Origin of the sequence: Streptomyces sp. NRRL B-24484 (genome assembly GCF_000717715.1) — a bacterium.
In the GTDB taxonomy this organism is placed as follows: domain Bacteria; phylum Actinomycetota; class Actinomycetes; order Streptomycetales; family Streptomycetaceae; genus Kitasatospora.
This window is the reverse complement of sequence record NZ_JOAI01000024.1, coordinates 87,009-112,924: the sequence shown is the minus strand read 5'-3', so window position 1 is coordinate 112,924 and position 25,916 is coordinate 87,009. Positions and strand designations below refer to the sequence as shown.

Below are 25,916 nucleotides of genomic sequence, written 5' to 3'. Positions count from 1 at the left end.
CCGCAGTCCGGCCGGTGCCTGGACGCGCCGAACGGCGCCTCCGCCAACGGCACCCGGCTGCAGATCTGGGACTGCAACGGCGCCGCCGCGCAGAAGTTCGCGCTGAGCTGAGACCGGGCGGGCGGCAGGGGGCGGCCACTGCACCCCCTGCCGCCCGCGCGGCACCCTGGCCGCGCCCGGCCCGGTCGCGGCCCCCGGTCACCGAAGGTCACCGAGGTGCGCCGCGCTGCAGCGCCGTCCGGCCGTGGCGGCCACCGTGACCTGCGGTGCCGCGGCCCGCTCGTCCCGGCGGGTGCACGACGGCCGGATCCGGCCGGACAATGGAGGCCGGGGCGTCGGCGTGGTGGAGAGGGCGTGATCGCCGTGGCACCGGACACGGGCCGCTGGATGCTGACCTTCCCCGGAGCGGCAGGGTCCCACGGCGAGCAGGACGCCGTGGTGGTCGAGCGGCAGGCCGGGTACGGCCCGCACGGACACCCCGTCTACGAGGACGCGGACCGGGCCGTCCGGGTGGAGATCGAGGACGGCGGACTCGTGCACGTCCTGGACCTGGTCGGCCGGCCCGTGCCGGACACGCCCGTCCACGCCGTCCCGCTGCGCTGAGAAAAACCGGTTGGGCGCGGCCGGGCCGGGCTGATAGCGTCCGGTCAGCCGTGAGACGACCGAAGGAGGTGACACCCGTGAAGGCTGTATCCGTATGGGTGCTCCCCATCTCCGTTGCGGCGGGCGACTGACCGAGGTGTCGCCGGGAGCGCCTGCTCGATGGCACTCCCGAGAGGCAACTCCCATGAATCCCCTGAATCCTTCGCCCTCCACCCCCGTGGGGGGCGACCGTGCGGTCCCGGTCGTCCGGGTCTCCGACACGCAGTGGCAGGCCGTCGAGGACGGCGTGGTGGCCGGCACCGGCGACGCATCGCTCCGGCCCGACGGACGACTGTTCGTCAGCATCGACGCCTGGCACCGCGCCGCGTTCGACCGCATCGCCGAGGCCGTGCTGGCCGACCTGCCGGCACCGCTCCACACCCTGGTCGACGAGAACGACCACGAGGAGGCCGCCGCCTGGGCACGGCTCGGCTTCACCACCGAACGCCGCGAGTGGGGCCACCTGGTACCCACCGACCCCCGCACCACCGGCGCGGTGCCGTGCCCGGAGGGCGTGACGATCGTCCCCGCCGGCTCCGCCGAGGAGGGCCCGCTGCGCGAGCTGGACCGGATCGTCCGCGCCGAGGTCGAGTCCACCGTCGGCTGGCGGAGGATGCCGGCCGAGGTCCTGCCCCGCCCGACGGGGGACACCGTGGTGGACCCGTCGAAGTACGCGGTCGCGCAGGAGGGGGACCGGTACGTGGGCCTCGTCCGGGTGGTGCCGTTCCTCCGGCAGCCCCGGATCGGCCTGATCGCCGTCCGGGCCGACCGGCAGCGCCACGGCATCGCCCGGGCGCTGCTCGGCCACGCACTGGGCGCACTGCACGCATCCGGGCGGACCACGGCCTGGGCCGAGGTGGACGAGTCCAACACGGCGGCCACCGCCCTCCTCGCCGGCTTCGGCGCCCGGCGCACCTGCAGCACCCTGGAGCTCGTCCGCCGCTGACCCGCGGCCCCCGACGGGCGCACCCGGCCGTCCGGCCGGCCGTCCGCACCACCACCGACACAGAAGTGAGGACGCATGACCAAAACCGCAGGAGGCATCGAAGTGCAGGGCACCGTCGTCGAGTGCCTGCGCAACGCCACCTTCACCGTGCAGCTGGAGAACGGGCACAAGGTGCTCGCCCACATCAGCGGCAAGATCAGGAAGAACTACATCAAGATCCTCCCGGAGGACAAGGTCCTCGTGGAGCTCAGCCCCTACGACCTCACCCGCGGTCGCATCCGCTACCGCTTCCGGTGATCGCCCGCCGACGGTGACAACCTGTGAACGGCCCTGCCGAACCACCCGGTTCGGCAGGGCCGTCCGCCTTGAGCAGGACCGCAGCCCGGGGCGCCGGTTGACGGGCTCCGGCCCCGGCCTGTTGGATGACCCGAAGTTGGCTATACATCTTCGGGCCGTGGGCATGCGCCGGCGCCCGTTCGGAAGGGGGCGGGGTGACGCGGGAAGCGGTTCCGTTCGTGGTGCTCGCCGCCGCCGTGCTGCACGCACTGTGGAACGCCATGGCGCACCGCAACGCCGACAGGACGGCCGGGTTCGCGCTGATGAACACGGCGACGCTCGGCTGCGGCGCCGTGCTGGCCTGCCTCGTCCCGCTGCCGGACCGGGCCGCCTGGCCGTTCCTCGCGGCGTCCACCGTGCTCCAGGTCGGCTACCAGCTGCTCCTGCTCCAGGCGTACCGGCTCGGCGACTTCGGGCAGATGTACCCGATCGCCCGCGGCACCTCGCCGCTGGTGGTCGCGCTGCTGTCGGTCACCGTGCTCGGCCGGGCGCTGCCCGCCGGGCAGGCCGTCGGCGTGCTGGTCGTCTCGCTCGGCCTGGCCGGGCTGGCGTTCGCCGGCGGACGGCCCGGCCGCGCCCACCTGCCCGCCCTCGGCGCCGCCCTGGGAACGGGCGTGCTGATCGCCGGGTACACCGTGGTGGACGGCGCCGGCGTCCGCCGGGCCGGCGGCACCGCGGGCTACCTGGCCTGGATGTTCCTCGCCCAGGGCGCCGCGGTGCTGCTGGTCGCCCTCGCCGTCCGGGGCCGGCCGCTGCTCACCGCGATGCGCAGCCGGCCGTGGCAGGGTCTGGCCGGCGGGGTGATGTCGCTGGTGGCGTACGGCCTGGTGGTGTGGGCCCAGACGGTCGGCGACCTCGCCGCGATCGCCGCACTGCGCGAGACCAGCATCCTGATCGCCGCGCTGATCGGTGCGCTGGTGCTGCGTGAACCGCTCGGCCGCTCCCGGCTCGCCGCCGGGGCCGCGGTCCTGGTGGGCATCGCGGTGCTCCGGCTCGGCCACGGTTGACCTCGTACCGGCGCGTCGTCCGGCGCAAGGGCGTCCGGGGCAAGGTCGTCCGGCGCAAGGGCGTGCCGGTGAGGTGCCACCCGCACGCCCTCGGGGGAGACGGCCTACGGCTTCGGCGGCAGGTCCGGGGCCGGCAGGTCCGTGAGGCGGGCGAGGACGTCGACCAGGGCGGCGGCCCGGGTCGGCGCGTGGACGGACGCCACGTGGACGGATGCCCAGTCGGCGGCGAGGACCAGGAAGGCCGCGAGGTCGCGGTCCACGCCGGCGAGGAGGCCGCGGAGCTCGCCGACGGAGAGCTCGATCTCCTCGGAGTCGCTGAGCCCGGTGTCGACGACGAGTCGGACGGTGTCACCGTGCGGCAGAGCGGCCGGAGTCACCGGCTCGTGGCCGTACCAGAGGGGCTCGCCGGCCTCGGTGACGCGGTACCAGTCGCGCCGGTCCTCCAGGCCGTCGCAGCAGCCGGGCCGGAAGACGACGCCCGTCGAGGTGTCGGTGACCTGCAGCCCGCCGGACGCGCAGAGGCCCTCACCCGCCGTCAGCAACCCGTGCAGGAAGGCGCCGACCGGGTCGTCCGGCCCGGGCGGGACGCCCTCGCCGCCTTCGCGCAGGTACTCGGCGAGGCCCATCACCACCGTTCCGACCTCGGCCGGGGAGAGGCCGCCGTGCAGGGGCAGCAGGGCGAACGGCTCGACGTCGACGACCGGCCAGAGGCCGAAGGAGTCCGGCGGGACGATCTCCAGGACGGGCTGCATCACGATCACCGCCGCATTCTCGCCCGGGCGATGGGCCGGGTGCATCCGGTTTCCGTGCCGCGGGCGCGGGCTCCCGGCCCCTGATCGGGTGAGGTTCGCGCGGGGGCGCGGAGTGTCCGGGAGGGGGCTGCGGGTCGGCGGCTAGCGTGGCGGGCGGCCCGTGCACCTGCGGTCCGCCGCAGCAGGGAAGGGGAGATCCTTGGAGTTCGACGCCGCGACCGCGGTCACCACGACCCGTCCGACGCGCAGGACGGTGCTCCGCGGGCTGGCGGCGGGCGGACTGGCGGCCGGGCTCGCGAGCCGGTCGCCGGCCACGGCGCGGGCGGCGGGCCGGGACACCGGCTGGGACGCGTTCGCCGCCCTCGTGCGGGCGGAGTTCACCGCGATGGGCCTGGTCGGCGCGGCGGTGGCCGTGGTCGACCGGGACGGGGTGCTGCTGTCGCTGCCGCTCGGCGTCCGCGACCTGGAGGGCCGCGCGCCGGTCACGCCGTCGACCCGGTTCCTGGTCGCCTCGACGACCAAGGCGATGACCTCCCTGCTCACCGCCGTCCACGTCGACCGGCGGCAGCTGTCCTGGGACCAGCGGGCGGTCGACGCCTGGCCGGGCTTCCGCGCGCCCACCGACCGGCTGACGCACTCGCTGAAGGTCCGAGACCTGCTGGGCATGGCCACCGGCATCGACGAGCCGCCGGCGCTCTCCGGCCTCCACGAGGGCGACCCCACCGCCCCCCAGCTCCTCCGGTCGCTGGTCACCCTCCCGGTGGCCGGCCGGCCGAACACCGCCTTCCGCTACAACAACACGGTGTACTCCGTCGGCGGCTACCTGCCGCTGCTGGCCTCCGGAGTGACCGGCGACGACCTGACCGGCACCTTCGCCACCGAGATACGGGACCGGGTGTACGGGCCCGCGGGCATGGCCGGCGCCCGGATCGCGGACGACCCCCGCGGGCTGGTCACCGACTTCGCGCGCGGCACCGCCCTCGACCTCACCGCCGCCGCCCGGCCGCTCGCCTACGGGCCGGTCGGCAGCTACGCGCCGGCCGGCGGCACGCTCGCCTCGCTCGACGACATGGCCGCCTTCGTCCGCCTGCAGCTGCGGCGGGGCGTCTCGGTGGACGGCCGCCGCGTGGTGTCGGCGCAGAACCTCGCGGAGTGCTGGAAGCCGCACGTGCCCGTCCCCGTGTCGCCGGAGTTCGACCCGGACGTGACCGCCTCCGGCTACGGCATGGGCTGGATCCACCACCGCTTCCGCGACGGCACCTCGCTGGTCTGGCACAACGGCGGCATCGACGGCTTCAGCTCGTACATGGGCTTCCTGCCGGAGCACGACCTCGGGCTGGTCGTGCTCAACGCGATGAACCCGGCCCCGACCGGGCCGTACTTCCACCTGTACGTCCTCAACCTGCTGCTCGGCGAGCGGTTCGGCCTCAACCGGGGCGTCCCGGAGAAGGTCCACGCCGCGCACCTGGCCGCCCTGCAGGGCCTGCGCGACCTCGGGAGCCGCACCGCGCCGAGCGACCCGGGGGCGACCGCGGCGTTCCTGGGCCACTACGAGGGCGGCTACCGCCTCACCCGGCAGGGCCTCGACCTGTCCCTCCACCTCGGCCCGCGGACGATGCCGCTCGGGGTCCTGCCCGACGGCAGCTACGTGGTGACCACCGGACTGCTGGTCGGGAACGAGGTCCGCCTGACCCGGGACGCCGACGGCACGCCGCGGGTCGAGGTGCTCGGCTTCGAGACCGTCCGGCGCACGGTCGGGCTGCCCTGACCGCAGTCCGTTCAGACCGTCCCGGCCCCGGCGCCGTGCCGCTGCCAGGCCGCGACGATCCGGTCGCGGTCCGCCCCGAAGTCGGGGCCGGGGCTGAACGGGGCGGTGACGGGGCAGTGCAGGGTGACCACCTTGCCCGCCGTGGTGCGGAGCTCCATCACGGCGGCCTTCCGGACCTGCTCCTCGTGGACCGAGGCGATCCCGCTCCACGGGAGGACGGGCCGGGTGGCGAAGAACCTGCGGATCCCGATGCCGTCCCCGCCGACGACCGTCCCGGCCCCGGCGGCGGCGAGTACGCAGAAGGCGGGCAGCAGTACGGCGAACGGGACGTAGTACAGCGGGAAGGACGGGACCGCCAGGTAGGCGGCGACGCCGATGACCAGGTGGGAGACGGCGTGCCGGAGGGCGAGCCGGACCAGCCGGGCCGGCTTCATGGTGAAGGTCGAATGCTCCACGGGCGGGACAGCAGGGGATCACCGGCCGGCTGCACCAGGTCCGGTGGACCGCGCCCCGGGAGCGCAGCCCGCGGGGGTGCGGCCGGCGCGGACTCAGCCGCTGGGCGGCCGGGTGTCGACGGGGTACCAGGCGGCGTTGCCCGGCGCAGGGTTGAAGTCGTAGCGGACGCCACTGCGGCCGAGTCCGACCAGGGCGAGCGAGGTGGTGGCCCAGACCCGTCCGCCCCCGAAGTCGCGGTGCTGGACGAGTGCGGCCGGGTCGGTGCGGTCCAGGCCGTCGCCGTCGGCGATCGCCGGCCAGTCGCCCCACACCTCGGCGGTCGGCGCGTCCGGGCCGCCGGTGGTTGGCGCGTCCGGGCCGCCGGTGGGCGGCTCGGGCCGGTGGACGGCGGCCAGCCGGGGCCGGAAGTGCGCGAGCCGGGCGGCCATCATCCGCGAGGCGCTCCGCGAGGAGGTCCGGTGCGAGGCGAGCCCCTCCATGCCGTCGTTGATGACGGCGTGCAGGCCGGGCTCCAGCGTGCTGCGGGTGAGCTCGGCGCCGCTCCACCCCAGCATGGAGACCGCGTCGGGGCCGGCGGTGATCAGGTGGAACGGGTCGTAGCGGGCCCAGTCGCGGCCGGCCAGGTCGTCGCCCTCCGCGGCCAGCAGCGGCAGCTCCCCGCGGGAGAGCCGGTGCGCGGGGTCGGCCGGGAGCCCGAAGCCGTTCAGGATGCAGGCGAGCCGCGGCGTGCGGCCGGCGCCGCCCGGGTCGACCGCGAGCCAGGTGCCGCCCGCCAGCAGGTCGAGTCCGCCGAGCAGCCGGGGCCGGGCCGGCCAGTGCCGGGCCGGCGGCAGCCAGGCCCGGTCGGCGTACTCGTCCCGCGCGGCGAGGACGACGACCGGTACCGGCGAGCCGGGGTCGAAGCTGACGAACACGGTGCACACGGCGCATCCCCTCACCCGAGCCGGTTCCCTGCCTGTGATCCTCGCACGGCGGCGCGCGGCCCGGGCCGGCGGGCCGTCCCGTCCCGCCGACGGGACTTGACGCGCAGTCCGGGCCCGCGGCGGCGCCCCGCACGGCCGCCCCGGGCGGCAGCGGTTCCCGATCTTCCGAGAAATCTCGACATGAAGTATCTTGATGTCGAGATTCATATCGGAGGCGACGAACGGGGGCCCGCCGTGCGGCGGAAGCGCAACACCGACGGACTGCTGGCACAACTGCGGCGACCGCCGGGCGGACGCGACGGGCGGACGATGCTGCTCTCCCAGTTCGTCGACCGCACCGGCACCGGCGTCTGGTCGGCCGCGTCCGTCCTGTGGTTCACCTTCGTCCGCGGCCTCGACGCCGGGCAGCTCGGCCTGCTGCTCGGCGTCGGGGCGGTCGCCGGGATCGCCGGATCGCCGCTCGCCGGCCGGGCCGCCGAACGCTTCGCCGTCCGGGGGCTGCTGACCGCCTGCCACCTGCTGCGCCTCGGCACCACGCTCCTGCTGCTGGTCGTCGACGACTACACCGTCCTGCTGGCCGCGGTGGCCCTCACCTGCCTCGGCGAGCGGGCCGCCAAGACGCTCGAAATGCTCTTCGCCACCCGGGTCGCGGGCGAGCGCCGCGGCGTCTACCAGGCGCTCTTCCGCAGCACGGCCAACGCCGGCTACGCGCTCGGCGCGGGCATCGCGGCCCTCGGACTGGCCGTCGGCACCCCCGCCGCGTACCGGGCGCTGATCCTGGCCAACGCCCTCTCCTTCGTGCTGGCCGCCGCCCTCGTGCTGCGCACCCGGGAGCCGGCCGGCGGTGGGCCGGTCGTGGCGCGGAACGCGGACGGCGGGGGAACGGGGCCCGCGGCGCCGGCCGCCGCGCCCGGCCCCTGGCGGGACCGCGGCTACCTGCTGTTCGTCCTGCTCGACATCCCGCTGAACCTCGACGACTCGGTGCTCAACGTGGGCCTGCCGCTCTGGCTGGTGCACCGCACCGGCGCCCCGCACGCCCTCGTCCCCGCCTTCCTGGTGATCAACACCGTCCTCGTGGTGCTGCTGCAGCTGCGCGTCTCCGCCTGGGCCGAGGGCCCGCGCGGGGCGCTCAGGGCGCTGCGCTGGTACGGCGTGACGCTGCTGGCCTGCTGCCTGCTGCTGGCGGCCGCCACCGGCGCGGGCACCCCGGCGGCCTCGGCCGCGCTGCTGGCGGCCGCCGTCCTGGTCACCCTCGCGGAGCTGCTGCGCTCGGTGATCTCCTGGGAGCTGGCGGTGAGCCTGGCCCCGCCGCAGGCCCGGGCCTCCTACCTCGGGGTCGCCGGGATGGCCCAGTCCGTGCAGAAGTCGGTCGGTCCGCTGCTGCTGACGGGCCTGGTCATGACGGCCGGGCCGCTCGGCTGGATCGCGCTGGGCGGCGCGGTGACCGCCCTGGGCGCGGTCCAGCGGCGCGCGGGCCTGCGCCGACTGGCCGGGCAGGAGGCGGTGGCGTCGGCGGCGGCCCGGTCCGACCGGTCGCCCGCCCCCGCGGCCGGGGCCGTGTCCCCCTGACGGGTGATTCCGCCGTCCGGCTTCAGCGGGTCGTCGGAGCCCGCCGCAGGCCGGGTGCAGGGGCTTCGCGCAGGCCGCCGTTCGGGCGACATGTGCGTCTGGTCACATCGCTCCTCACAAAAATGCTAGGACGTCCTACTATATTTGTGTTCAGTAGCCTCCGCCGAACCGACATGAGGTCCTCCATGAGTGATCTGCACCGTCCCGTGCACCCCGTCCGACTGGTCACCGCGTCGGCACTGTTCGACGGGCACGACGCATCGATCAACATCATGCGGCGGATCTTCCAGTCCCAGGGCGCCGAGGTCATCCACCTCGGACACAACCGCTCCGTCCAGGAGGTCGTCGACGCGGCGCTGGAGGAGGACGCCCACGGCGTGGCCGTCTCCTCATACCAGGGCGGACACGTCGAGTACTTCGAGTACCTCGTCGACCGGCTGCGCGAGCAGGGCGCCGAGCACGTCCGCGTGGTCGGCGGCGGCGGCGGCGTGATCGTTCCCGAGGAGATCGCCCGGCTGCGCAGCAGCGGCGTCACGATCTTCTCGCCGGAGGACGGCCAGCGGATGGGCCTGGCCGGCATGGTCAACTCGGTCGTCAAGGACTGCGACTTCGACCTGTGGGACGGCCGGGCGGCCGACCTGGACGCGCTGCTCGCCGGCGACCGGTTCGCGATCGCCCGCAGCATCACCGGCGCCGAGCTGGGCAAGCTGCCTGCGGACTTCACGGAGCGGGTGCGCGCGGCCGCCGCGGCCCGGGTGACCCCCGTCCTCGGCATCACCGGCACCGGCGGCTCCGGCAAGTCCTCGCTCACCGACGAACTGGTCCGCCGGTTCCGCGTCGACCAGCAGGACAAGCTGCGGATCGCCGTCATCGCGGTCGACCCGACCCGCCGCCGCGGCGGCGGCGCCCTGCTCGGCGACCGGATCCGGATGAACTCCCTCGACGGCCAGCGGGTCTTCTTCCGCAGCCTGGCCACCCGCGGCAGCCACGAACTGCCCGAGCACCTCACCGACGTGCTCGACGTCGTCAAGGCCGCCGGCTTCGACCTGGTGATCGTCGAGACGCCCGGCATCGGCCAGGGCGACGCCGCCATCGTCCCCTTCGTCGACACCTCGCTGTACGTGATGACGCCCGAGTTCGGCGCCGCCTCGCAGCTCGAGAAGATCGACATGCTCGACTTCGCCGACGTCGTCGCCATCAACAAGTTCGAGCGCCGCGGCGCCAAGGACGCGCTGCGCGACGTCGGCCGCCAGCTGGTCCGCAACCGCGAGGCGTTCGGCCGGCGGCCCGAGGACATGCCGGTCTTCGGCACCTCCGCGGCCACCTTCAACGACGACGGCGTCACCGCGCTCTACCAGAGCCTGCGGGCCGGCCTCGCCGAGTACGGCCTGCCGCTGACCGAGGGCGCCCTGCCCGCGGTCGCCGTCCGCCACTCCTCCGGCATCCGCCAGGTCGTCCCCGCCGAGCGGGTCCGCTACCTCGCCGAGATCACCGAGACCGTCCGCGGCTACCACGCCGAGACCGAGCGGCTCACCGAGGCGGCCCGGTCGGTGCAGCGCCTGGACGTCGTCCGCGGCCAGCTCGCCGACGCCGGGCACGACGCGGCCAACGTCGACGCGCTGCTCACCACCGCCCGCAAGCAGCTCCCGCACGAGGTCGCCGAGCAGATCGAGAACTGGCCCGCGGTGGTCGCCTCCTACTCCGGTGACGAGCAGGTCGTCGTCGTCCGGGACAAGGAGATCCGCACCAAGCTGACCCGCGAGTCCCTCTCCGGCAACCGGATCCCGCGCGTCGCGCTGCCCCGCTTCACCGACCACGGCGAGCTGGTGGGCTTCTGGCGCCGCGAGAACCTGCCCGGGCTCTTCCCGTTCACCGCCGGCGTGTTCCCGTTCAAGCGGGACGGCGAGGACCCGGCCCGCATGTTCGCCGGCGAGGGCGACCCCTTCCGCACCAACCGCCGGTTCAAGCTGCTCTCCGAGGGCCAGCCCGCCACCCGGCTCTCCACCGCCTTCGACTCGGTCACCCTGTACGGCCGCGACCCCGACGAGCGCCCCGACATCTACGGCAAGGTCGGCACCTCCGGCGTCTCGGTCGCGACGCTGGAGGACATGAAGGCGCTCTACGACGGCTTCGACCTCGCCGCGCCGACCACCTCGGTGTCGATGACCATCAACGGTCCGGCGCCCACCGTCCTGGCATTCTTCCTCAACACCGTGATCGACCAGCAGACCGAGGCCTTCCGCGCCGCCGAGGGCCGCGAGCCCTCGCCCGAGGAGGCGGCCGGCCTGCGGGCGCACGCACTGGCCAACGTCCGCGGCACGGTGCAGGCGGACATCCTCAAGGAGGACCAGGGCCAGAACACCTGCCTGTTCTCCACCGAGTTCTCGCTGCGGATGATGGCCGACATCCAGGAGTGGTTCATCGCCAACAAGGTCCGCAACTTCTACTCCGTCTCGATCTCCGGCTACCACATCGCCGAAGCCGGCGCGAACCCGATCAGCCAGCTCGCCTTCACGCTCGCCAACGGCTTCACCTACGTCGAGGCGTACCTGGCCCGCGGCATGGACATCGACGACTTCGCGCCCAACCTGTCGTTCTTCTTCTCCAACGGCATGGACCCGGAGTACTCGGTGCTCGGCCGCGTCGCCCGCCGGATCTGGGCCGTCGCGATGAAGCAGAAGTACGGCGGCAACGAACGCTCCCAGAAGCTGAAGTACCACGTGCAGACCTCGGGCCGTTCGCTGCACGCCCAGGAGATGGACTTCAACGACATCCGCACCACCCTGCAGGCGCTGATCGCCATCTACGACAACGCCAACTCGCTGCACACCAACGCCTACGACGAGGCCGTCACCACTCCCTCCGAGGAGTCGGTGCGCCGGGCGCTGGCGATCCAGCTCATCATCAACCGCGAGTGGGGCCTCGCCATGAACGAGAACCCGCTGCAGGGCTCGTTCGTCATCGACCAGCTCACCGACCTGGTCGAGGAGGCCGTGCTCGCCGAGTTCGACCGGATCAACGAGCGCGGCGGCGTGCTCGGCGCGATGGAGACCGGCTACCAGCGCGGCCGCATCCAGGACGAGTCGATGCTGTACGAGCAGCGCAAGCACGACGGCACCCTGCCCATCATCGGCGTCAACACCTTCCGCCGCCCCGGTGGCGACGGCGAGCCCCAGCAGCTGGAGCTCGCCCGCGCCACCACGGCCGAGAAGGAGTCCCAGCTGGAGCGGGTCCGCGACTACCAGCGCGGGCACGGCGCGGAGGCCGCGGAGGCGATCGCCCGGCTGAAGACGGCCGCCATCAGCGGCGAGAACGTCTTCGAGGTCCTCATGGACGCCGCCCGGGTCTGCTCCCTGCAGCAGGTCACCGAGGCCTTCTTCGAGGTCGGCGGTCAGTACCGCAGGAACGTCTGACACGGACGGCCGGCACCGTCGGGCCCCGGCCCGCCCCCACGGGCGGGCCGGGGCCCGACCCGTTCCGCCCGGGTGTTCGAGTCCTCCGCGCGGCACTCGCACGGCACCCGCGCCGCACCCGCACGGCGCAGCACGGCGTGGCCCCGGTGCGTGCGCGGGTTCCGCGGCCTACCGTCGTCGGCGAGACCCGAGGAACGGGAGGACGCAGTGCCCGAGCAGAAGATCACCACCTTCCTGTGGTTCGACCACCAGGCCGAGGAGGCGGCGCGGTTCTACACCTCGCTCTTCCCGGACTCCCGGATCGTCGACGTGCAGCGCTACGGCGAGGTCGGCCCAGGCGCGGCGGGCTCGGTGATGACGGTGTCGTTCGAACTCGCCGGGCAGCGCTACCTCGCCCTCAACGGCGGCCCGATCTTCCCGTTCACCGAGGCGATCTCGCTGCAGGTGAACTGCGACGACCAGGCGGAGGTCGACCGGCTGTGGGACGCCCTCACCGCGGACGGCGGCCGGGAGAGCGACTGCGGCTGGCTGAAGGACCGCTACGGGCTCTCCTGGCAGATCACCCCCCGGCGGCTGACGGAACTGCTCGGCGACCCGGACCCGGTCAGGTCCCAGCGGGCGATGCGCGCGATGCTGCAGATGCAGAAGATCGACATCAAGGAGCTGGAGGACGCCCTCGTCGACGACGGCGCCACTGGAGCGGCCTCGTAGCCGGCCCGGTCCGGACGCCCGCTTCTTCGTGTCATCCGCCAGTACGGCCGTCCGGTGACGCGGAGGAGACTCTCTGCCACGACCGCGATCCCGCGCGCCCCGGACACCCGGGAGCGCGCGGGGTCGCGGACCGGACGACGCGCAGGAGGGGGCGGCACATGGGTGTGCAGCAGTACGACGGGATCGGCGAGGCGTTCGAGGGGTTCAAGTCCCTGCCGTTGATCCGCTACGGGGAGGTGCCCAGCTTCCTGGGCATGGTCGGCGAGGTGAAGGACCGGTCGGTGCTCGACCTCGCGTGCGGAACCGGCTTCTACAGCCGCGAGTTCAAGCGGCGCGGCGCCACGGACGTCCTCGGCGTCGACATCTCCGGCGAGATGATCGCCGCAGCCCGGGACATCGAACGGCGCGAGCCGCTGGACATCCGCTACGAGGTCGGCGACGTGGCCCGACTGCGGCCGCTCGACCGGCGGTTCGACCTCGCCGTGGCCGTGCAGTGCCTCAACTACGCCGAGACCGTCGCGGACCTGGAGCGGATGTGCCGCAGTATCCACCGCAGCCTCGTCCCGGGCGGCGAGTTCTTCGTGTTCGCCCAGAAGCCCGACTACGCGTTCGACTGCCCGGACCTGGAGCGCTACGGCTTCCGCTGCGAACCGACCGGCGAGGAGACCGGAACGGGGCCGCAGGTGCGCGTCACGGCCCTCCTCGAACCGCAGCCGATCGGCATCGTCGCCTCCGTCCCGCGCCGCGAGGTCTACGAGCAGTCCCTGCGGGCGGCCGGGTTCGTCGGGCTGGAGTGGCACCCGCTCCGGATCTCCGAGGCCGGACTCCGCGCGTACGGCGAGGAGTTCTGGGCCGACCTCCTCGCCCACCCGCCGCTGGAGATGCTGCGCTGCCGCACCTGAGCCCGGCACGGTCCCGCCCCGCGGCCGGCGGGATCGGCGGCCGCGACGACGGGGCCGTCCGGGTGCCTTCCGGGCCCCGCGCGAGCGCGCGGGGCCCGGCCGGGGTATGCCGTTCCCCACGAGACCGCCGAGGGACCCGCGAGGAGAACGACGTGTACGCAGCAGTGCGACGGTACGAGGGCGTGACCGATCCGGCGGAGGCGGGACGCCGCGTGGCCGAGGGGTTCGTCCCCCTCCTGCGCCGCGTTCCCGGCTTCGTGGCCTACTACTGGGTCGACGCGGGGAACGGGGTGATGGTCTCCACCAGCGTCTTCGAGGACCGGGCCGGCGCCGACGAGTCCGTCACCAGGGCGGCCGACTTCGTCCGCGACAACCTCGCCTCGCTGCTCCCCAACCCGCCCCTGGTGACGGCGGGTCAAGTCGTCGCTGCCGGATAGCACTCGACCGCACCCGGGCGGCCGCCCGTCGGTGTGTCTCTGAGTACGGATACTCATTGCGCCCGGCCGTTCGGGAGCGGATGATCTCCACCGCCATGGTTTCCACGAGGGGGCGGGGATGATCGAGTTCGACGACGACCGGTACGAGGAAGCCGAGTACGGCGACGCCGAGTACGAGGACGTCGACGACGGGGCGGCGGTGCCGCGGCGACGGCGGCGCGCCGTCCGGATCGGCATCGCCGTCGTCTGCGCCGGGATGCTGACGGTCGGCGGCCTCGGCGCCTACAACGTCGCCAGCGCCGTCTGGGGCGGCTCCGGCGGCCACGGCGGATCCGGCGGCGGGGGCGGGGGCGGGGCCGCCGGGCCGACGCAGCCGGCGGCCGCCACCCGGGTGCCGACCGCCGACCAGGCCGCCACCGCGGCGAAGGGCTTCCTCGACGCCTGGGGCAAGGGCGACTTCGCGGCCGCCGCCGCGCTGACCGACCGCCAGGACATCGCCACCGGTGCGCTGTCGGACTTCCAACAGCAGCTCCACCCTCGCGAGTTCACCCTCGCCCCGACCGGCCCGGCCCCCACCGCGGGCCGGCCGGGCGGGACGACGGTGGGCTTCCACGCCAGGCTGCGCTTCGAGGGCACCGACCGCGCCTGGGAGTACGACGGCCGGCTCGGCGTGGTGCGCACCGGCGAGGGGCGGATCGCCGTCCACTGGGAGCCGGCCGTGATCCACCCCGGGCTGGCGGGCGGCGGGACGATCGCCGTGCAGACCGTGGACGCCCTGCCCGGCCGGCTGGTCGACCGCAACGGCAAGCCCTTCGACGACTCCTCACCGGTCAAGGCGATGCTGGCGGGCGTGCGGACGGGCAAGGACGCCTCCGGCACACCGGGCCGTGCGGTGGTGATCGTGCGCGGCGCCACACAGCCGGCCGAGCAGCTGTTCGCCCTCACCGATCCCGGCGCGGCCGAGTTCCGGGTGACCCTCGACGCGGAGCTCCAGCGCGTGACGGAGGCCGCGCTGCGGGAGCAGACCGCGGGCGGCCGGGCCGGTTCGGCGGTCGTCGTCGAGCCGAGCACCGGACACGTGCTGGCGGTGGCCAACGCCGGCACGTTCGACCGCGCCTTCGGCGGCGGGATCGCACCCGGCTCCACCATGAAGGTGGTGACCGGTGCCGCCCTGCTGGAGGCCGGCCTCCGCCCGGACGGCCCGGCACCCTGCAAGGACACCGCCAACTCCCCGAAGGCGTGGCACAACGACGAGCGCGGCGACCACCTCGGCTACACCCTCGCCGACGACTTCGCCCACTCGTGCAACACCGCCTTCATCGAGCAGGGCCTGGCGAAGCTCCGGCCGGGCACGCTCGCCCAGGTCGCCTCCGAGCAGTTCGGCCTCGGTCTGGAGTGGCACACCGGTCTGCACAGCTTCGACGCCCGGATCCCGGCCCCGGGCAGCCGCGACGAGCAGGCCGCCGAGTACATCGGCCAGGGCGGCATCCAGATGAACACCCTGCTGATGGCCTCCGTCGCGGCGACCGTGCAGAGCGGCACCTTCCGCCAGCCGGTGGTGGTCGACGGCGTCGCCGACCGGGCGAACGCCCCCCGCCGGCTCCCCGCGGGGGTGGCGCGCGACCTCCGGTCGATGATGGCGAAGACCGTCCGGGAGGGCACCGCCCGCACGCCGATGGCCGGCCTCACCGGGCAGGTCGGCGCGAAGACCGGCACGGCCGAGGTCGACGGCAAGAACCCCAACAGCTGGTTCATCGCCTACCGCGGCGACCTGGCCGTGGCGGTGGAGGTCGAGGGCGCGGGCCACGGCGCGGACGCCGCGGGCCGGGCCGCCGCCGAGATCCTGCGGACGGGCAACGGCGGCTGACCACCCGTCACCGCGGCCGTCACCGCCGCTGCCGCGCCCCGGGCCGGGCCGGGGCCGGCTCCCCGCGCGCTGCGGGGCCGGCTCGTCGAGTCCGCGCGCTCGCCCCGCTTGTCGCGCGCTGTCCGCGTCGGCGGGACGATCGGCACAGGTCCGAAAAATCCCGGCAATCGAGGACGGATGAGGCGTATGGTCGTGAACCCCCCTCAAGGGAGAGGAGTTGACCTGATGGGACTCTTCAGGGACGCACCGCCCCAGGTGCATCCGGAGTACACCCACCTGCGCTTCATGGCCGCCGGCTCGCCGTCCTGGTGGAAGCAGAACCGGCACCGCGTCCTGGCCGTCGCGGGCCTCCTCGTCGGCTTCTGGCTGGCGGGACACCACGACGCCGCGCCCGGCACGTGCGACACCCCGGCCGCCACGGCCAGCCCTGCCCCCTGATCCGGCGTCCGGTGCCCTGACGGGCTCCGCCGTGCCCCGTGCGACCCCGGATCAGGGCGGTGGCGCGCCGTACTCGACGGCGACCCCGGCCTCGGCGGCCCGGGCGACGACGGCGGGGACGGCCCGTTCGGCGAGGGCGGCGATGGTCAGGGACGGGTTGACGGTCAGCGAGGTCGGGACGGCTGCGCCGTCGGTGACGAACAGGCCGGTGTGGCCGCGCAGTTCGTTCCGGTCGGTGAGGGCCGAGGTGCGGGGGTCGTCGCCGATCCGGCAGGACCCGAGCGGGTGGGCGGTGACCGAGCCGCCGACCCGCTCCGTCCAGGGCCGGACGGTGCCCAGCCCGTCCTGCTCCAGGACGGTGCGCAGTTCGGCGTCGGCGGCGTTCCAGCCGGCCCTGGTGGCGGCGGTCGGCGCGTAGGCCATGGTGCCGAGTCCGAGGCCCGGGGCGAGGCGGACGAAGCCACCGGTGGGCGGCGGCGGGCCGAACGTCCCCTCGTTGTCGTCCTCGGTCATGGCGAGCACCGTCAGCCAGGACCGCCACGAGCGGCGCAGCTCGCGCTTGCCGGTGCCGAACCACTCCGGGCCGAGGGTGGCCCGGGCGAGGGTGTTGGTGATCGGCGGGAAGTAGATCTGCTGGAGCGTGAATCGGCTGAACTCGGGGGCGCTGCCGTCGAGGTGGTCGAAGCTGGCGGTGGTGATGGGCTTGCCGATCGGCAGCGCGGCGTACGCGGAGCCGTCCGGACGGGCGAGGCCCAGCAGGTCGCGGACCTTGGTCTCGTCCAGGAGGGCGACGGAGACCCGGTCGCCGTTGCCGGAGAAGTAGCGGCCGACGGCGGCGGGGATGCCGCCCAGGGCGAGGGCGGAGCGCTGCAGGACGACCGGGGTGCCGACCGCGCCGGCCGCGAGGACGACGACCTTGGCGTGGACGGTTCCGGTGTCGAGGGTGCAGCCGTAGTCGGAGGGATCCAGCACGGTGTAGCGGACGGCGTACCGGTGGCCGTCGATCCAGGACGGGACGACGGCCTGCACCTCGTGCAGCGGCCGGACGTCGGCGCCGTGGGCCTCGGCGGCGGGCAGGTAGTTCAGCAGCATCGAGCGTTTGGCGTCGAAGCGGCAGCCCGACAGCATCCAGTTGCAGTCCGTGCAGCGCGCCGGGTCGACCGCGACCGGCACCGGGTTGCAGGTGCGTCCGGCCCGGTGGCAGGCCGCGGCGAGGACGCCGCCGGCGTACGAGATGCCGTCCCAGTCCAGCCGGCTGGTGGGCAGCGACTGCTCGACCCGGTCGTACCAGGGGTCGAGGGCGGCGCGGGTCAGCGCGGCGGGCCAGATGCGCCGCTGCAGGCTGCCCCGGCGTTCGAAGACGAAGGAGGGGGCGCGCAGGGACGCGGCGAAGTACACCACGCTGCCGCCGCCGACACAGTTGCCGGCCACGACCGAGATGCCGTCGCCCTTGATGACGTCGACGATCCTCGTGTAGCTGCCGAGCCGGAGGTCGTGGGTGAAGTCCGCGGCCGCCAGCCGGGGGCCGCGCTCCAGTACGGTGACGCGGGCGCCGCCGGCCGCGAGGTGGTAGGCGGGGATCGCGCCGCCGAAGCCGGAGCCGATCACCAGCACGTCGGTGGTCTCTGCGCTCATGCCGGGCTCCCCGAGGGCGTGGTGCGCGGATGGAGGTCGGCCAGCGGCCGGCCGTAGGAGTGCTCGGGGAAGCGCCACAGGCCGTCCGCGTCCGGCGGCGGGAAGCCGATCCAGGCGAGCCCCGGGTGGCCGCCGGCCACCGCGGCTGCGGTGTGCTCCTGGGCGGCGGTGTCGAACGCCAGGCCGACCAGCAGGGCGAGGACCTGCCAGACCGGCCGGTCCGGCTCGCCCGGGTCGAACAGGCCGGTGACGAGCGCCGTTCGGTGGTCGAAGGGCAGGCCGGCGAACGGCGGCCAGCCGGGCGGCAACCACACCAGGTGGGTGGCGGCCCGGGCCAGTGCGCGGGCGTCGAGCAGGCCGGCGATCTCCGGCAGCCACGGGCCGAGCGGCAGGTCGGGGGAGGCCAGCACCTGGACGGCACCGGCCTGGACCGCGCCCGGTCCGGTGACCGCACCGGCGATCGCGAGGTCACCGGGGCGGCGGCGCTGCCCGGGGATCAGGGTGTCGGCGAACGCCTCCAGGCTCCGGACGGTCCAGGAGCCCAGGTCGGCGGCGCGGGCGGCCGGAGCCGTGCCCGGCGGGCCCGCGGCGAGGACGGCGGCGGTGGCGGCGAGGGCCTTCAGCAGGCCGCGCCGGTCGAGCGGGGCGGGGGACACCGGCCGCTCACCCGCCCGACGCACAGCGCAGATCGGCCGGCAGCCCCGTGGTGAAGCCGCTCTCGCCGGAGGCGGTGCCGTACGCGGCGAGCTCCTCGGCCAGCGCGGGGTGGTGCGGCCGGAGGGCGAGGACGGCGTCGCCGATCCCGACCGGCACGCCGTCGACGCGGAAGTGCGTCAGCCGCGCCCCGGCCCGCCGGGCGGTCCGGTCCCACCAGTACTGGCCGTCCCAGGCCACCCGCGGCACCGCACCGCCGGTGGACTGCACGCTCCAGTGGTCCTGCTGGTAGTAGCGGCAGGTCAGCAGCGAGGCCGCGATCCGCGCGGGCTCGGCGAGCAGGAAGCGCAGCGCGCCTCCGTCGTCCAGGGTGATGTCGCGCTTGCTGTACTCCACGCACAGCGGATCGGCGAACATCAGCCACCACGGCGGCCGCTCGCCCTCGCCGTAGCGGTGCCACGCACAGGAGGCGGCGAAGTCCGGCTCGGTGAACGGGCCCGGCAGGGCCGGGGGCGAGACGGCGGCCGCCGGGGCCGCCGCGGAAGCGGCAGTGGCACCGGCGGGGGCCGCGGCCGCGGCGACCGTTCCGGCGGCCAGGGCGGCGGCGAGCAGGGCGGAACGCAGACGTGGACGGGACACGGGGCCTCCTGGAACGGAGCAGGACGGGGGTGTCGCACGAGGATCCGGCCCGGCGCCGCAGCAGTGGCGGCGGGGCGCCCGGCCGGCACGGACGAGGATGCGGCACGGCCACCGGCGAGGACAAGGGATGTGACGGTGACTCATCCACTGCACTCACAGGCAGGTCGAGTGCCACGTACAGGAGCCTGCCGCAGCACTCTTGACGGCTCATCAGCTCCAGTGGTTCGGTGGCTGAGCCACTGACGACCGGAGCGCGGACGGCGAGGAGGACGGGCATGGGATCGCGCGGAACCTCCTTCGCCGAGACGCTGCTCGGCACCGCCCGGATGACCGGGGAGGCCGAGGAACACCCCGTGCGCCTGGACCTCGCGGTGCGTGCCGGCACCCTCGTCCTGCCGCACCGCACCACCGTCGCCGCCGTGACGGGCCGGGTCCGGATCCGGGGCATCGCCGACGACCCCCGGGCCACCGGGGAGTTGGAGATCTCCCCGTCGCGGCCCGGACGGATCCGGTACCGGCTGGAGTTCACCGCCGGCGGCCGGCGCTTCACCCTGGACGGCCGGAAGTCCCTCTCGCTCCGGCGGCCCGTGCGCTCGGCGACCGTCCTGCCGTACACCCTCTCCGCGGACGGCCGCGAGGCCGGTCGCGGCACGCTGCGCCTCCCGTGGACGGGACTGCTGCCCTTCCTGGCGAGCTGGCGCTTCCCCCGCCACGGCGAAGGGGCGCGGCAGTTGGGGACGCGCTGGGACGGCCGACCGGGCCGCCTCGAGGTCTGGTACGCCACACTCACCGAACCGGCCGGAGGGACGGGCGTCTGGCTGCACCGCGAACTGGTCGCACCCGCCGACGGCTCGCCCGCCCGGGTGCACGGCTGGATCGCGCTCTTCCCGCCCGACGGCCCGCCGACGCACGCCCGGTTCGGCCCCGAACCCTGGCCGCCCCGCCGGGAGTTCTCCGCCGCCGCCGATACGGAGAACGAGGACGGGAAGGGGAACGGCGTACGGCACCTGCGCGGCACCGCCGGCCCGTACACCTGGGACCTCACCGAGCAGCCCGCGGGCGATCCGCTCTACACCTTCCCCCGCTGGGCCTGGCACCACGGCGGGCTGCCGGCCGCGCAGATGCTGCCCGCCGCCGTCTCCCGCTACACCGGCACGATCGAGCACCCCGGCGGCGTGCTCCGCCTCGACGCCGCCCCCGGGGCGACCGCCCGGATCCACGGCCACGGCAACGCCGAGCGCTGGGCCTGGCTGCACGCCGACCTCGGCGGCGGCGACGTGCTGGAGGTGGTCGCCGCCGTGTCCGGCAGGCCGGGGCTCGACCGGCTGCCGCCCCTGGTCTTCCTCAGACTCCGCCACCGCGGGCGCACCTGGCCGCGGAGCGCCGCCCGCCCGGCACTCGGCTGGGCCGGACCGGGCCGGTTCCGGGCACGCATCTGCCTGCCGACCTGGACGGTCACCGGCCGGACCCTGCTGCGCCGGGTCCGCGTCACGGTCACCCAAGCGGAGGAACGCACCCTGACCCTGGCGTACACCGACCCCGACGGCCGCCGCGCGGTGTGCCGCAACAGCGAGGCCGCCGACGCCCGGATCGTGCTCGAACGCTGGTGGGGCCGCTGGCGCCCGGAGGCGGCCTGGACCCTGACCGGAACCGCCCACGCGGAGGTCGGCGGCCGGTGAGCCCGCACCGCCGGGCCCCGTCCGCACGGCCTGCCGCGACCACCATCCCCGGACGGGGCCACCACCCCCGGGCGCGCCAACCCCGGCCCGTCCGCCACCGGCCCGACCCCCGGGCCGGCGACCGAACTGCCCGGCCGGGCAGCCGAGGAACGAGGAGACCGATGCCGGTGCCGCCCGAGACCATCCAGCGCCGATCCGTCGTCGACCTGCTGGCCCACCGGCTGCGCCAGGACATCCTGAGCGGCCTCCACCTCCCCGGCGCCCTGCTGCCGCCCGAGCGGGACCTCGCCGCCGGCTACGGCGTCACCCGCACCACCCTCAAGCACGCCCTCTCCCGCCTCGAACAGGCCGGCCTGATCAGCACCCGGCACGGCATCGGCACCCGGATCCGCGACTTCCTCCACGAGGGCGGCGCCGACCTGCTGCCGATGCTCGCCGCGCACGACCCCGGCTGGCTCACCGAGGTGTTCGAGGTCCGCCGGCACATCGGCGCGCTCATCGCCCGCCGGGCCGCCGCCCGCCGCACCGCCCGCCACGCCCGGCGCCTCGACGAACTCCTGCAGGCCGTCCGGGACGCGCCGGACGGGGACGCCGCCCAGCTCGCCGACGCCGAGGTCCACCGCGAGCTGGCCCGCGCCACCGGCAACCGGGTGTACCTGCTGCTCACCAACACGCTGTTCAACGCCTACCTCCCCGTCCGCGCCGCCCTGCGCGCCCCGTTCGAGGACGCCGCGTCCGCCGCCGACCGACTGGCCCCGGTCGTCCGCGCGGTCGCCGACGGGGACGAGGTCCGGGCCGGGCACGCCGCCGAGGAGTACCTCCGCGCCACCGAGGACATCATGCTCGGCTCGCTCGGGGCGGCCCGCGCCGACTGACCGCGCCACCCGCCGTGGAGGAAGCCGGCACCCCCCTTGGAGGTACCGACAGCCGTTGCCGCGGGGCCGGGCAATCGAGCCGGAGGTCTTGACCGTCCCGGCCGCGCTTTCTACATTCTGTGGAACCGAATCGCGGAACCACCGTTCCGCATCGCGGATCTGTTCCTGGGTCGGGCCCGTTCGCCGCGGGCCCGACGGGTGGGCGACGGCACCGCCGTCCGCCAGGGTCGTCCCGACGTCGCCGTGTCCCGTTCCGGCCGCCGTCCCCGGGCCCGAAACCACCTCGGATGTGGAGGACAGCACATGGGACGTCGCGAAGCGCCCGTGAAGCCCGCAACGCCGCCGCACCCCGTCGACGAACTGCTGCCGCCCGGACGGATGGCGACCGTCGCCCTCCAGCACGTCGCCAGCATGTACGCCGGGGTCGCCGCACCGCCGCTGATCATCGGTGCCGCGGCCGGTCTGACACCGGCGCAGCTCACGACCCTGCTGGCCGCCAGCCTGTTCATCGCCGGCATCGCCACCCTCCTGCAGACCCTCGGGTTCTGGCGGGTGGGCTCGCGGCTGCCCTTCGTCAACGGCGTCTCCTTCGCCACCGTCTCGCCGGTCCTCGCCGTCATCGAGGCGGAGAAGGACGCGGCCCTGCCGCTGATCTTCGGTTCCACGCTCGTCGCCGGACTCTTCTGCTTCCTGCTGGCACCGGTCTTCTGCCGGCTGGTCAGATTCTTCCCGCCGGTCGTCAGCGGCACGGTGATCACGCTGATCGGCGTCTCCCTGCTGCCCGTCGCCGGGAACTGGGCGCAGGGCGGCAACCCCGCCGCGCCGGGCTACGGCTCGCTCGCCGACCTCGGCCTCGCCGGGGTCACCCTGGTGTCCGTGCTGCTGTTCCACCGCTTCCTGCGCGGATTCTTCCAGCGGATCGCGATCCTCCTCGGCCTGCTCGTGGGCACCCTGGTGGCGATCCCCCTCGGCAGGGTGGACGCCCATGCGCTCGCCGGTCTGCCGCTCGTCGAGCTGCCGCACCCGTTCGCGTTCGGCGCGCCCCGGTTCGAGGTCGCGGCGATCGTCTCGATGCTGGTGGTCATGGTGGTGTCGATGACCGAGTCCACCGCCGACATGATCGCGCTCGGCGAGGTCGTGGAGCGGCCCGCGGACGACCGCACGATCGCCGGCGGCCTGCGCGCGGACGGGATCGCGACCGCCCTGGGCGGCGTGTTCAACGGCTTCATCTGCTCGGCCTTCGCCCAGAACATCGGGCTGGTGGCCCTCACCAGGATCCGCAGCCGCTTCGTGGTGGCGCTGGCCGGCGCCCTCCTCGTCGTGATGGGCCTGCTGCCGGTCGTCGGCGGACTGGTCTCGCTGGTGCCCCAGCCGGTGCTCGGCGGAGCGGGCGTGGTGCTGTTCGGGTCGGTCGCGGTGGCGGGCCTGCGCACCCTCGGCAAGGCCGACCTGAGCGTCGGCTCCAACGCGATCATCGTCGCGGTCAGCCTCGCCTTCGGGATCTTCCCGATCGCCTACCCCGGCTTCTACCACGCCTTCCCGGAGCAGATCGCGACCGTGCTGCACTCCGGCATCTCCGCCGGCTGCCTGCTGGCCGTCACCCTGAACCTGCTCTTCCACCACCTCGGCCGCCGGCCCGAGGTCCAGCCCGCGCCCGTGCCGCCGCCGCCCCGGACCCCGGCCGCGGACCGGGTGGCGGACCCGGCCTGACCCCCGCCGGACCGGTGCGCCGCCCGGCCGACGCGTCAGGCGCGTCGTGCCGGGCGGCGGGCGGGCGCCCCCGATGATGAGGGGATGCGCGACCTGACCACCGTCACCGCCTTCGTGACCTTCTTCGCGGTCATCGGCCCGCAGAAGGTGCTGATCGCGTTCGCCCGGCTGAGCCGCACCCGCACGATCGGGCAGATGCGCCGGCTGACGATGGTCAGCTCGCTGCTGGCGGCGGGCGTCGGCATCCTGATGGCCTACACGGCCGAGTTCCTCACCTCGTTCTTCCACGTCTCCGACCAGTCCCTGCAACTCGCCGGCGGAGTGATCTTCTTCATCTACGCCGTCGCCCTCGTGATGGGCATCCACCTCGGCGAGGGCGGGGACGAGGACGCCGACTCCCTCCACCCGATGTTCGAAGGGGTCCGGGAGCTGCTGCTGCCGTACATCGTCAGTCCGCTGGCGGTGACGGCGGAGCTGCTCGGATCGCTGGACGAGAACAGCTGGAACTGGCGGACGACCGTCGCGGGCATGTACGTCCTGGTGATCGTCATCGACTGCGTCTGCGTCCTGCTGCTGGCGCCGCTGCTGCAGCGGACCCACGGCACCGTGCTGGAGGTGCTGTCCCGGCTGCTGGGCCTGCTGCTCGCGGCGGTCGGCGTGGAGGTCTTCCTGTCCGGCCTGGAGAGCCTGGGCGTCCACCTGTCCGACCCGCACTACTGAGCCGTGGTCGGCCGCCGCTGGACGGGTGGATTGCGCGCGCCCCGGCGCGCGGCGGCGCCCGGTGCGGCCCCGCGCCGACCAATACTCGCGTGGTGGCGCCGCCGCACCGGAGCCGCGCCCGCCCGGACGAGGGGAGTGGTCGATGGTTCGTCACGGTGGCCGGACGGGCACCGGGCCCGCAGCACGCGCGGCCGTGCCGCTGCTGGCGGGAGTGCTCCTCGCGGGCTGCACCTCCGGGTCGGCGAACGGCCCGGTGGTCGCACCCGCACCGAGCCCCTCGTCCGCCCCGGCGACCGCACCCCCGGCGCAGCCGGCACCGCAGCTGACGGACCAGCAGGTGGCCTCCGCCGTCGCCCGGATCGACGGCTACGTGCAGAACGCGATGGCGAAGACCGGCGTGCCCGGCGCGGCCCTCGCTGTCGTGCACAAGGACAAGGTCCTCCACGTGAAGGGCTTCGGCCTCCGCCGGCTCGGCTCGCCCGAGACGGTCGACCCGGACACCGTCTTCCAGCTCGCCTCGCTCTCCAAGCCGATCGGCTCGACCGTGGTCTCCGGAGTCGTCGGCCAGAAGACCGTGACGTGGGACGACCCGATCGCCGCCCACGACCCCGGCTTCGCCCTGGCCGACCCGTGGGTGAGCAGCCACGTGACGATCGCCGACCTCTTCTCGCACCGCAGCGGCCTGCCCGACCACGCCGGCGACCTGCTGGAGGACCTCGGCTACCAGCGCGACTACATCCTGCAGCACCTGCGCGACCACCGGCTCGCACCGTTCCGCGCCAGCTACGCCTACACCAACTACGGCCTGACCGAAGCGGCCGTCGCCGTCGCCAAGGCCAAGGGCGTCCCCTGGGAGGACCTCGCGGCCGACGTCGTCTACAAGCCGCTCGGGATGACCTCCACCAGCTCGCTGCGCTCCGCCTACGACAGCGCCGCGAACAAGGCGACGCCCCACGTGCGGACGGACTCCGGCTGGCAGGTCAGCACCACCCAGAACCCGGACCCGCAGGCCCCCGCCGGCGGGGTCAGCTCCACCGTGCAGGACCTCGCCAAGTGGATGCGGCTGCAACTCGCCGACGGCAGCTTCGAGGGCCGGCAGATCGTCGACGCGACGGCGCTGAACCAGACCCGGCTGCCGCACATCGTCTCCGGCCCGCCGCACGCCCCCGCGGGCAACGCCGGCTTCTACGGCCTCGGATGGAACGTCAACTACGACTCCCACGGACGGCTCCGGCTCAACCACTCCGGCGCCTTCGACCTGGGTGCGGCGACCGTGGTGACGCTGCTGCCCTCCGAGCAGCTCGGGATCGTCGTGCTGACCAACGGCCAGCCGATCGGCCTCCCGGAGGCCGTGGCCGAGGAGTTCTTCGACCTCGCCCAGGAGGGCCACGAGACGGTCGACTGGCTGAGCTTCATGGGCAGGGTCGTGCCCGCCGCCTCCGAGGGGCAGGTCTCGCCGACCGACTACACCGAACCCCCCGCCGGCGCCGCCCCGGCCAAGGCGGACTCCGCGTACGTCGGGACCTACGCCAACGGGTACTTCGGGCCGATGACCGTCACCTCGCAGGACGGCAAGCTGGTCATGAGCCTCGGACCGGACGACCTGAAGTTCCCGCTCCAGCACTACGACGGGGACGTGTTCAGCTTCCGGACCCGCGGGGAGAACGCCGTCGGCCTCTCCGGGGTCACCTTCACCGTGGGCGCCGACGGGAGGGCCTCAAGCGTGGTGGTCGAGCAGTTCAACCACGACGGACTCGGAACCTTCACCCGCAGCTGAACCCGTCCGCGGCGGACCCGGGCGGGCGGCGGACAGCCTCGGCCGAATGACCACCACGCT

Annotated in this window: 24 protein-coding genes; 18 read left to right on the top strand and 6 right to left on the bottom strand. The window is 74.5% G+C overall.

Going from position 1 to position 25,916, the window contains the following annotated elements:
- The 5 genes from IE98_RS46630 to IE98_RS0122550 all read left to right on the top strand — a co-directional run.
- A partial coding sequence (locus tag IE98_RS46630; RefSeq protein WP_159401024.1) for an RICIN domain-containing protein occupies positions 1-111 on the top strand: 111 nt, incomplete at its 5' end.
- A gap of 243 nt (positions 112-354) precedes the next feature.
- On the top strand, positions 355-603 hold the full coding sequence (locus tag IE98_RS0122565) for a DUF6296 family protein (protein ID WP_030271659.1): 249 nt from the start codon (positions 355-357) through the stop codon (positions 601-603).
- A 184-nt stretch (positions 604-787) separates the two neighbouring features.
- Positions 788-1,588, top strand: coding sequence for a GNAT family N-acetyltransferase (locus IE98_RS0122560; protein WP_052390826.1), 801 nt, complete (start codon positions 788-790; stop codon positions 1,586-1,588).
- 75 nt (positions 1,589-1,663) lie between these two features.
- On the top strand, positions 1,664-1,885 hold the full coding sequence (gene infA / locus IE98_RS0122555) for a translation initiation factor IF-1 (protein ID WP_030271656.1): 222 nt from the start codon (positions 1,664-1,666) through the stop codon (positions 1,883-1,885).
- A 260-nt stretch (positions 1,886-2,145) separates the two neighbouring features.
- Positions 2,146-2,931 carry an EamA family transporter gene (locus IE98_RS0122550; protein ID WP_052390831.1) on the top strand — a complete coding sequence of 262 codons (786 nt, stop codon included), beginning with the start codon at positions 2,146-2,148 and terminating at the stop codon, positions 2,929-2,931.
- A gap of 104 nt (positions 2,932-3,035) precedes the next feature.
- Here IE98_RS0122550 and IE98_RS0122545 read toward each other — a convergent pair whose 3' ends face one another.
- Positions 3,036-3,683: a hypothetical protein gene (locus IE98_RS0122545; protein WP_030271653.1), complete on the bottom strand. Its 648-nt coding sequence runs from the start codon at positions 3,681-3,683 to the stop codon at positions 3,036-3,038.
- Positions 3,684-3,882: 199 nt separating this feature from the next.
- Between IE98_RS0122545 and IE98_RS0122540 the strand changes: the two genes are divergently transcribed.
- The gene (locus IE98_RS0122540; RefSeq protein WP_030271651.1) at positions 3,883-5,451 is read left to right on the top strand and encodes a serine hydrolase domain-containing protein; all 1,569 of its coding nucleotides are present in this window, start codon (positions 3,883-3,885) and stop codon (positions 5,449-5,451) included.
- Positions 5,452-5,462: 11 nt separating this feature from the next.
- On the opposite strand, the gene IE98_RS0122535 is transcribed toward IE98_RS0122540, so the two are convergent.
- A complete protein-coding gene (locus tag IE98_RS0122535) occupies positions 5,463-5,906 on the bottom strand; it encodes a PH domain-containing protein (protein ID WP_159401023.1) in 444 nt (147 codons plus the stop codon).
- 93 nt (positions 5,907-5,999) lie between these two features.
- Positions 6,000-6,830 (bottom strand): NRDE family protein, encoded by an 831-nt coding sequence (locus tag IE98_RS0122530; RefSeq protein ID WP_030271648.1) that lies wholly within the window; start codon positions 6,828-6,830, stop codon positions 6,000-6,002.
- A 180-nt stretch (positions 6,831-7,010) separates the two neighbouring features.
- Here IE98_RS0122530 and IE98_RS0122525 point away from each other — a divergent pair, with 180 nt between their 5' ends.
- The 7 genes from IE98_RS0122525 to IE98_RS0122495 all read left to right on the top strand — a co-directional run bounded on the left by IE98_RS0122525 (position 7,011) and on the right by IE98_RS0122495 (position 16,167).
- Positions 7,011-8,399 carry an MFS transporter gene (locus IE98_RS0122525; RefSeq protein WP_234443634.1) on the top strand — a complete coding sequence of 463 codons (1,389 nt, stop codon included), beginning with the start codon at positions 7,011-7,013 and terminating at the stop codon, positions 8,397-8,399.
- Between the two features lie 185 nt (positions 8,400-8,584).
- On the top strand, positions 8,585-11,812 hold the full coding sequence (icmF, locus tag IE98_RS0122520; RefSeq protein WP_030271644.1) for a fused isobutyryl-CoA mutase/GTPase IcmF: 3,228 nt from the start codon (positions 8,585-8,587) through the stop codon (positions 11,810-11,812).
- A 207-nt stretch (positions 11,813-12,019) separates the two neighbouring features.
- Entirely contained in the window at positions 12,020-12,523 is a 504-nt protein-coding gene (locus IE98_RS0122515) for a VOC family protein (protein ID WP_030271643.1), read from the top strand.
- A gap of 158 nt (positions 12,524-12,681) precedes the next feature.
- Complete coding sequence (locus tag IE98_RS0122510; RefSeq protein ID WP_030271642.1) at positions 12,682-13,425, top strand: class I SAM-dependent methyltransferase; 744 nt, start codon at positions 12,682-12,684, stop codon at positions 13,423-13,425.
- 152 nt (positions 13,426-13,577) lie between these two features.
- A complete protein-coding gene (locus IE98_RS0122505) occupies positions 13,578-13,862 on the top strand; it encodes a hypothetical protein (protein ID WP_030271640.1) in 285 nt (94 codons plus the stop codon).
- A gap of 118 nt (positions 13,863-13,980) precedes the next feature.
- On the top strand, positions 13,981-15,729 hold the full coding sequence (locus tag IE98_RS0122500) for a penicillin-binding transpeptidase domain-containing protein (protein ID WP_052390825.1): 1,749 nt from the start codon (positions 13,981-13,983) through the stop codon (positions 15,727-15,729).
- A 225-nt stretch (positions 15,730-15,954) separates the two neighbouring features.
- A complete protein-coding gene (locus IE98_RS0122495; protein ID WP_030271638.1) occupies positions 15,955-16,167 on the top strand; it encodes a hypothetical protein in 213 nt (70 codons plus the stop codon).
- 51 nt (positions 16,168-16,218) lie between these two features.
- Here IE98_RS0122495 and IE98_RS0122490 read toward each other — a convergent pair whose 3' ends face one another.
- From IE98_RS0122490 to IE98_RS0122480, 3 genes are read right to left on the bottom strand one after another with little or no spacing between them, the layout of a single operon-like run.
- Complete coding sequence (locus tag IE98_RS0122490) at positions 16,219-17,802, bottom strand: FAD-dependent oxidoreductase (protein WP_030271637.1); 1,584 nt, start codon at positions 17,800-17,802, stop codon at positions 16,219-16,221.
- Positions 17,799-18,458, bottom strand: a complete 660-nt coding sequence (locus IE98_RS0122485) for a DUF5987 family protein (protein WP_234443633.1) — start codon at positions 18,456-18,458, stop codon at positions 17,799-17,801. The genes IE98_RS0122490 and IE98_RS0122485 overlap by 4 nt, the downstream gene beginning before the upstream one ends.
- A 7-nt stretch (positions 18,459-18,465) precedes the next feature.
- Positions 18,466-19,095: a hypothetical protein gene (locus IE98_RS0122480; RefSeq protein ID WP_030271633.1), complete on the bottom strand. Its 630-nt coding sequence runs from the start codon at positions 19,093-19,095 to the stop codon at positions 18,466-18,468.
- 275 nt (positions 19,096-19,370) lie between these two features.
- On the opposite strand from IE98_RS0122480, the gene IE98_RS0122475 reads away from it, so the two are divergent.
- The 5 genes from IE98_RS0122475 (at position 19,371) to IE98_RS0122455 (ending at position 25,856) form a co-directional block, all read left to right on the top strand.
- Positions 19,371-20,774 (top strand): hypothetical protein, encoded by a 1,404-nt coding sequence (locus IE98_RS0122475; RefSeq protein ID WP_030271631.1) that lies wholly within the window; start codon positions 19,371-19,373, stop codon positions 20,772-20,774.
- A 161-nt stretch (positions 20,775-20,935) separates the two neighbouring features.
- Positions 20,936-21,649, top strand: a complete 714-nt coding sequence (locus IE98_RS0122470) for a FadR/GntR family transcriptional regulator (protein ID WP_030271629.1) — start codon at positions 20,936-20,938, stop codon at positions 21,647-21,649.
- Between the two features lie 303 nt (positions 21,650-21,952).
- Complete coding sequence (locus IE98_RS0122465; RefSeq protein ID WP_078661206.1) at positions 21,953-23,359, top strand: nucleobase:cation symporter-2 family protein; 1,407 nt, start codon at positions 21,953-21,955, stop codon at positions 23,357-23,359.
- An 84-nt stretch (positions 23,360-23,443) separates the two neighbouring features.
- Complete coding sequence (locus IE98_RS0122460; RefSeq protein ID WP_030271626.1) at positions 23,444-24,079, top strand: MarC family protein; 636 nt, start codon at positions 23,444-23,446, stop codon at positions 24,077-24,079.
- A 142-nt stretch (positions 24,080-24,221) separates the two neighbouring features.
- Positions 24,222-25,856, top strand: coding sequence for a serine hydrolase (locus tag IE98_RS0122455; RefSeq protein ID WP_030271624.1), 1,635 nt, complete (start codon positions 24,222-24,224; stop codon positions 25,854-25,856).
- Positions 25,857-25,916: the final 60 nt, after the last annotated feature.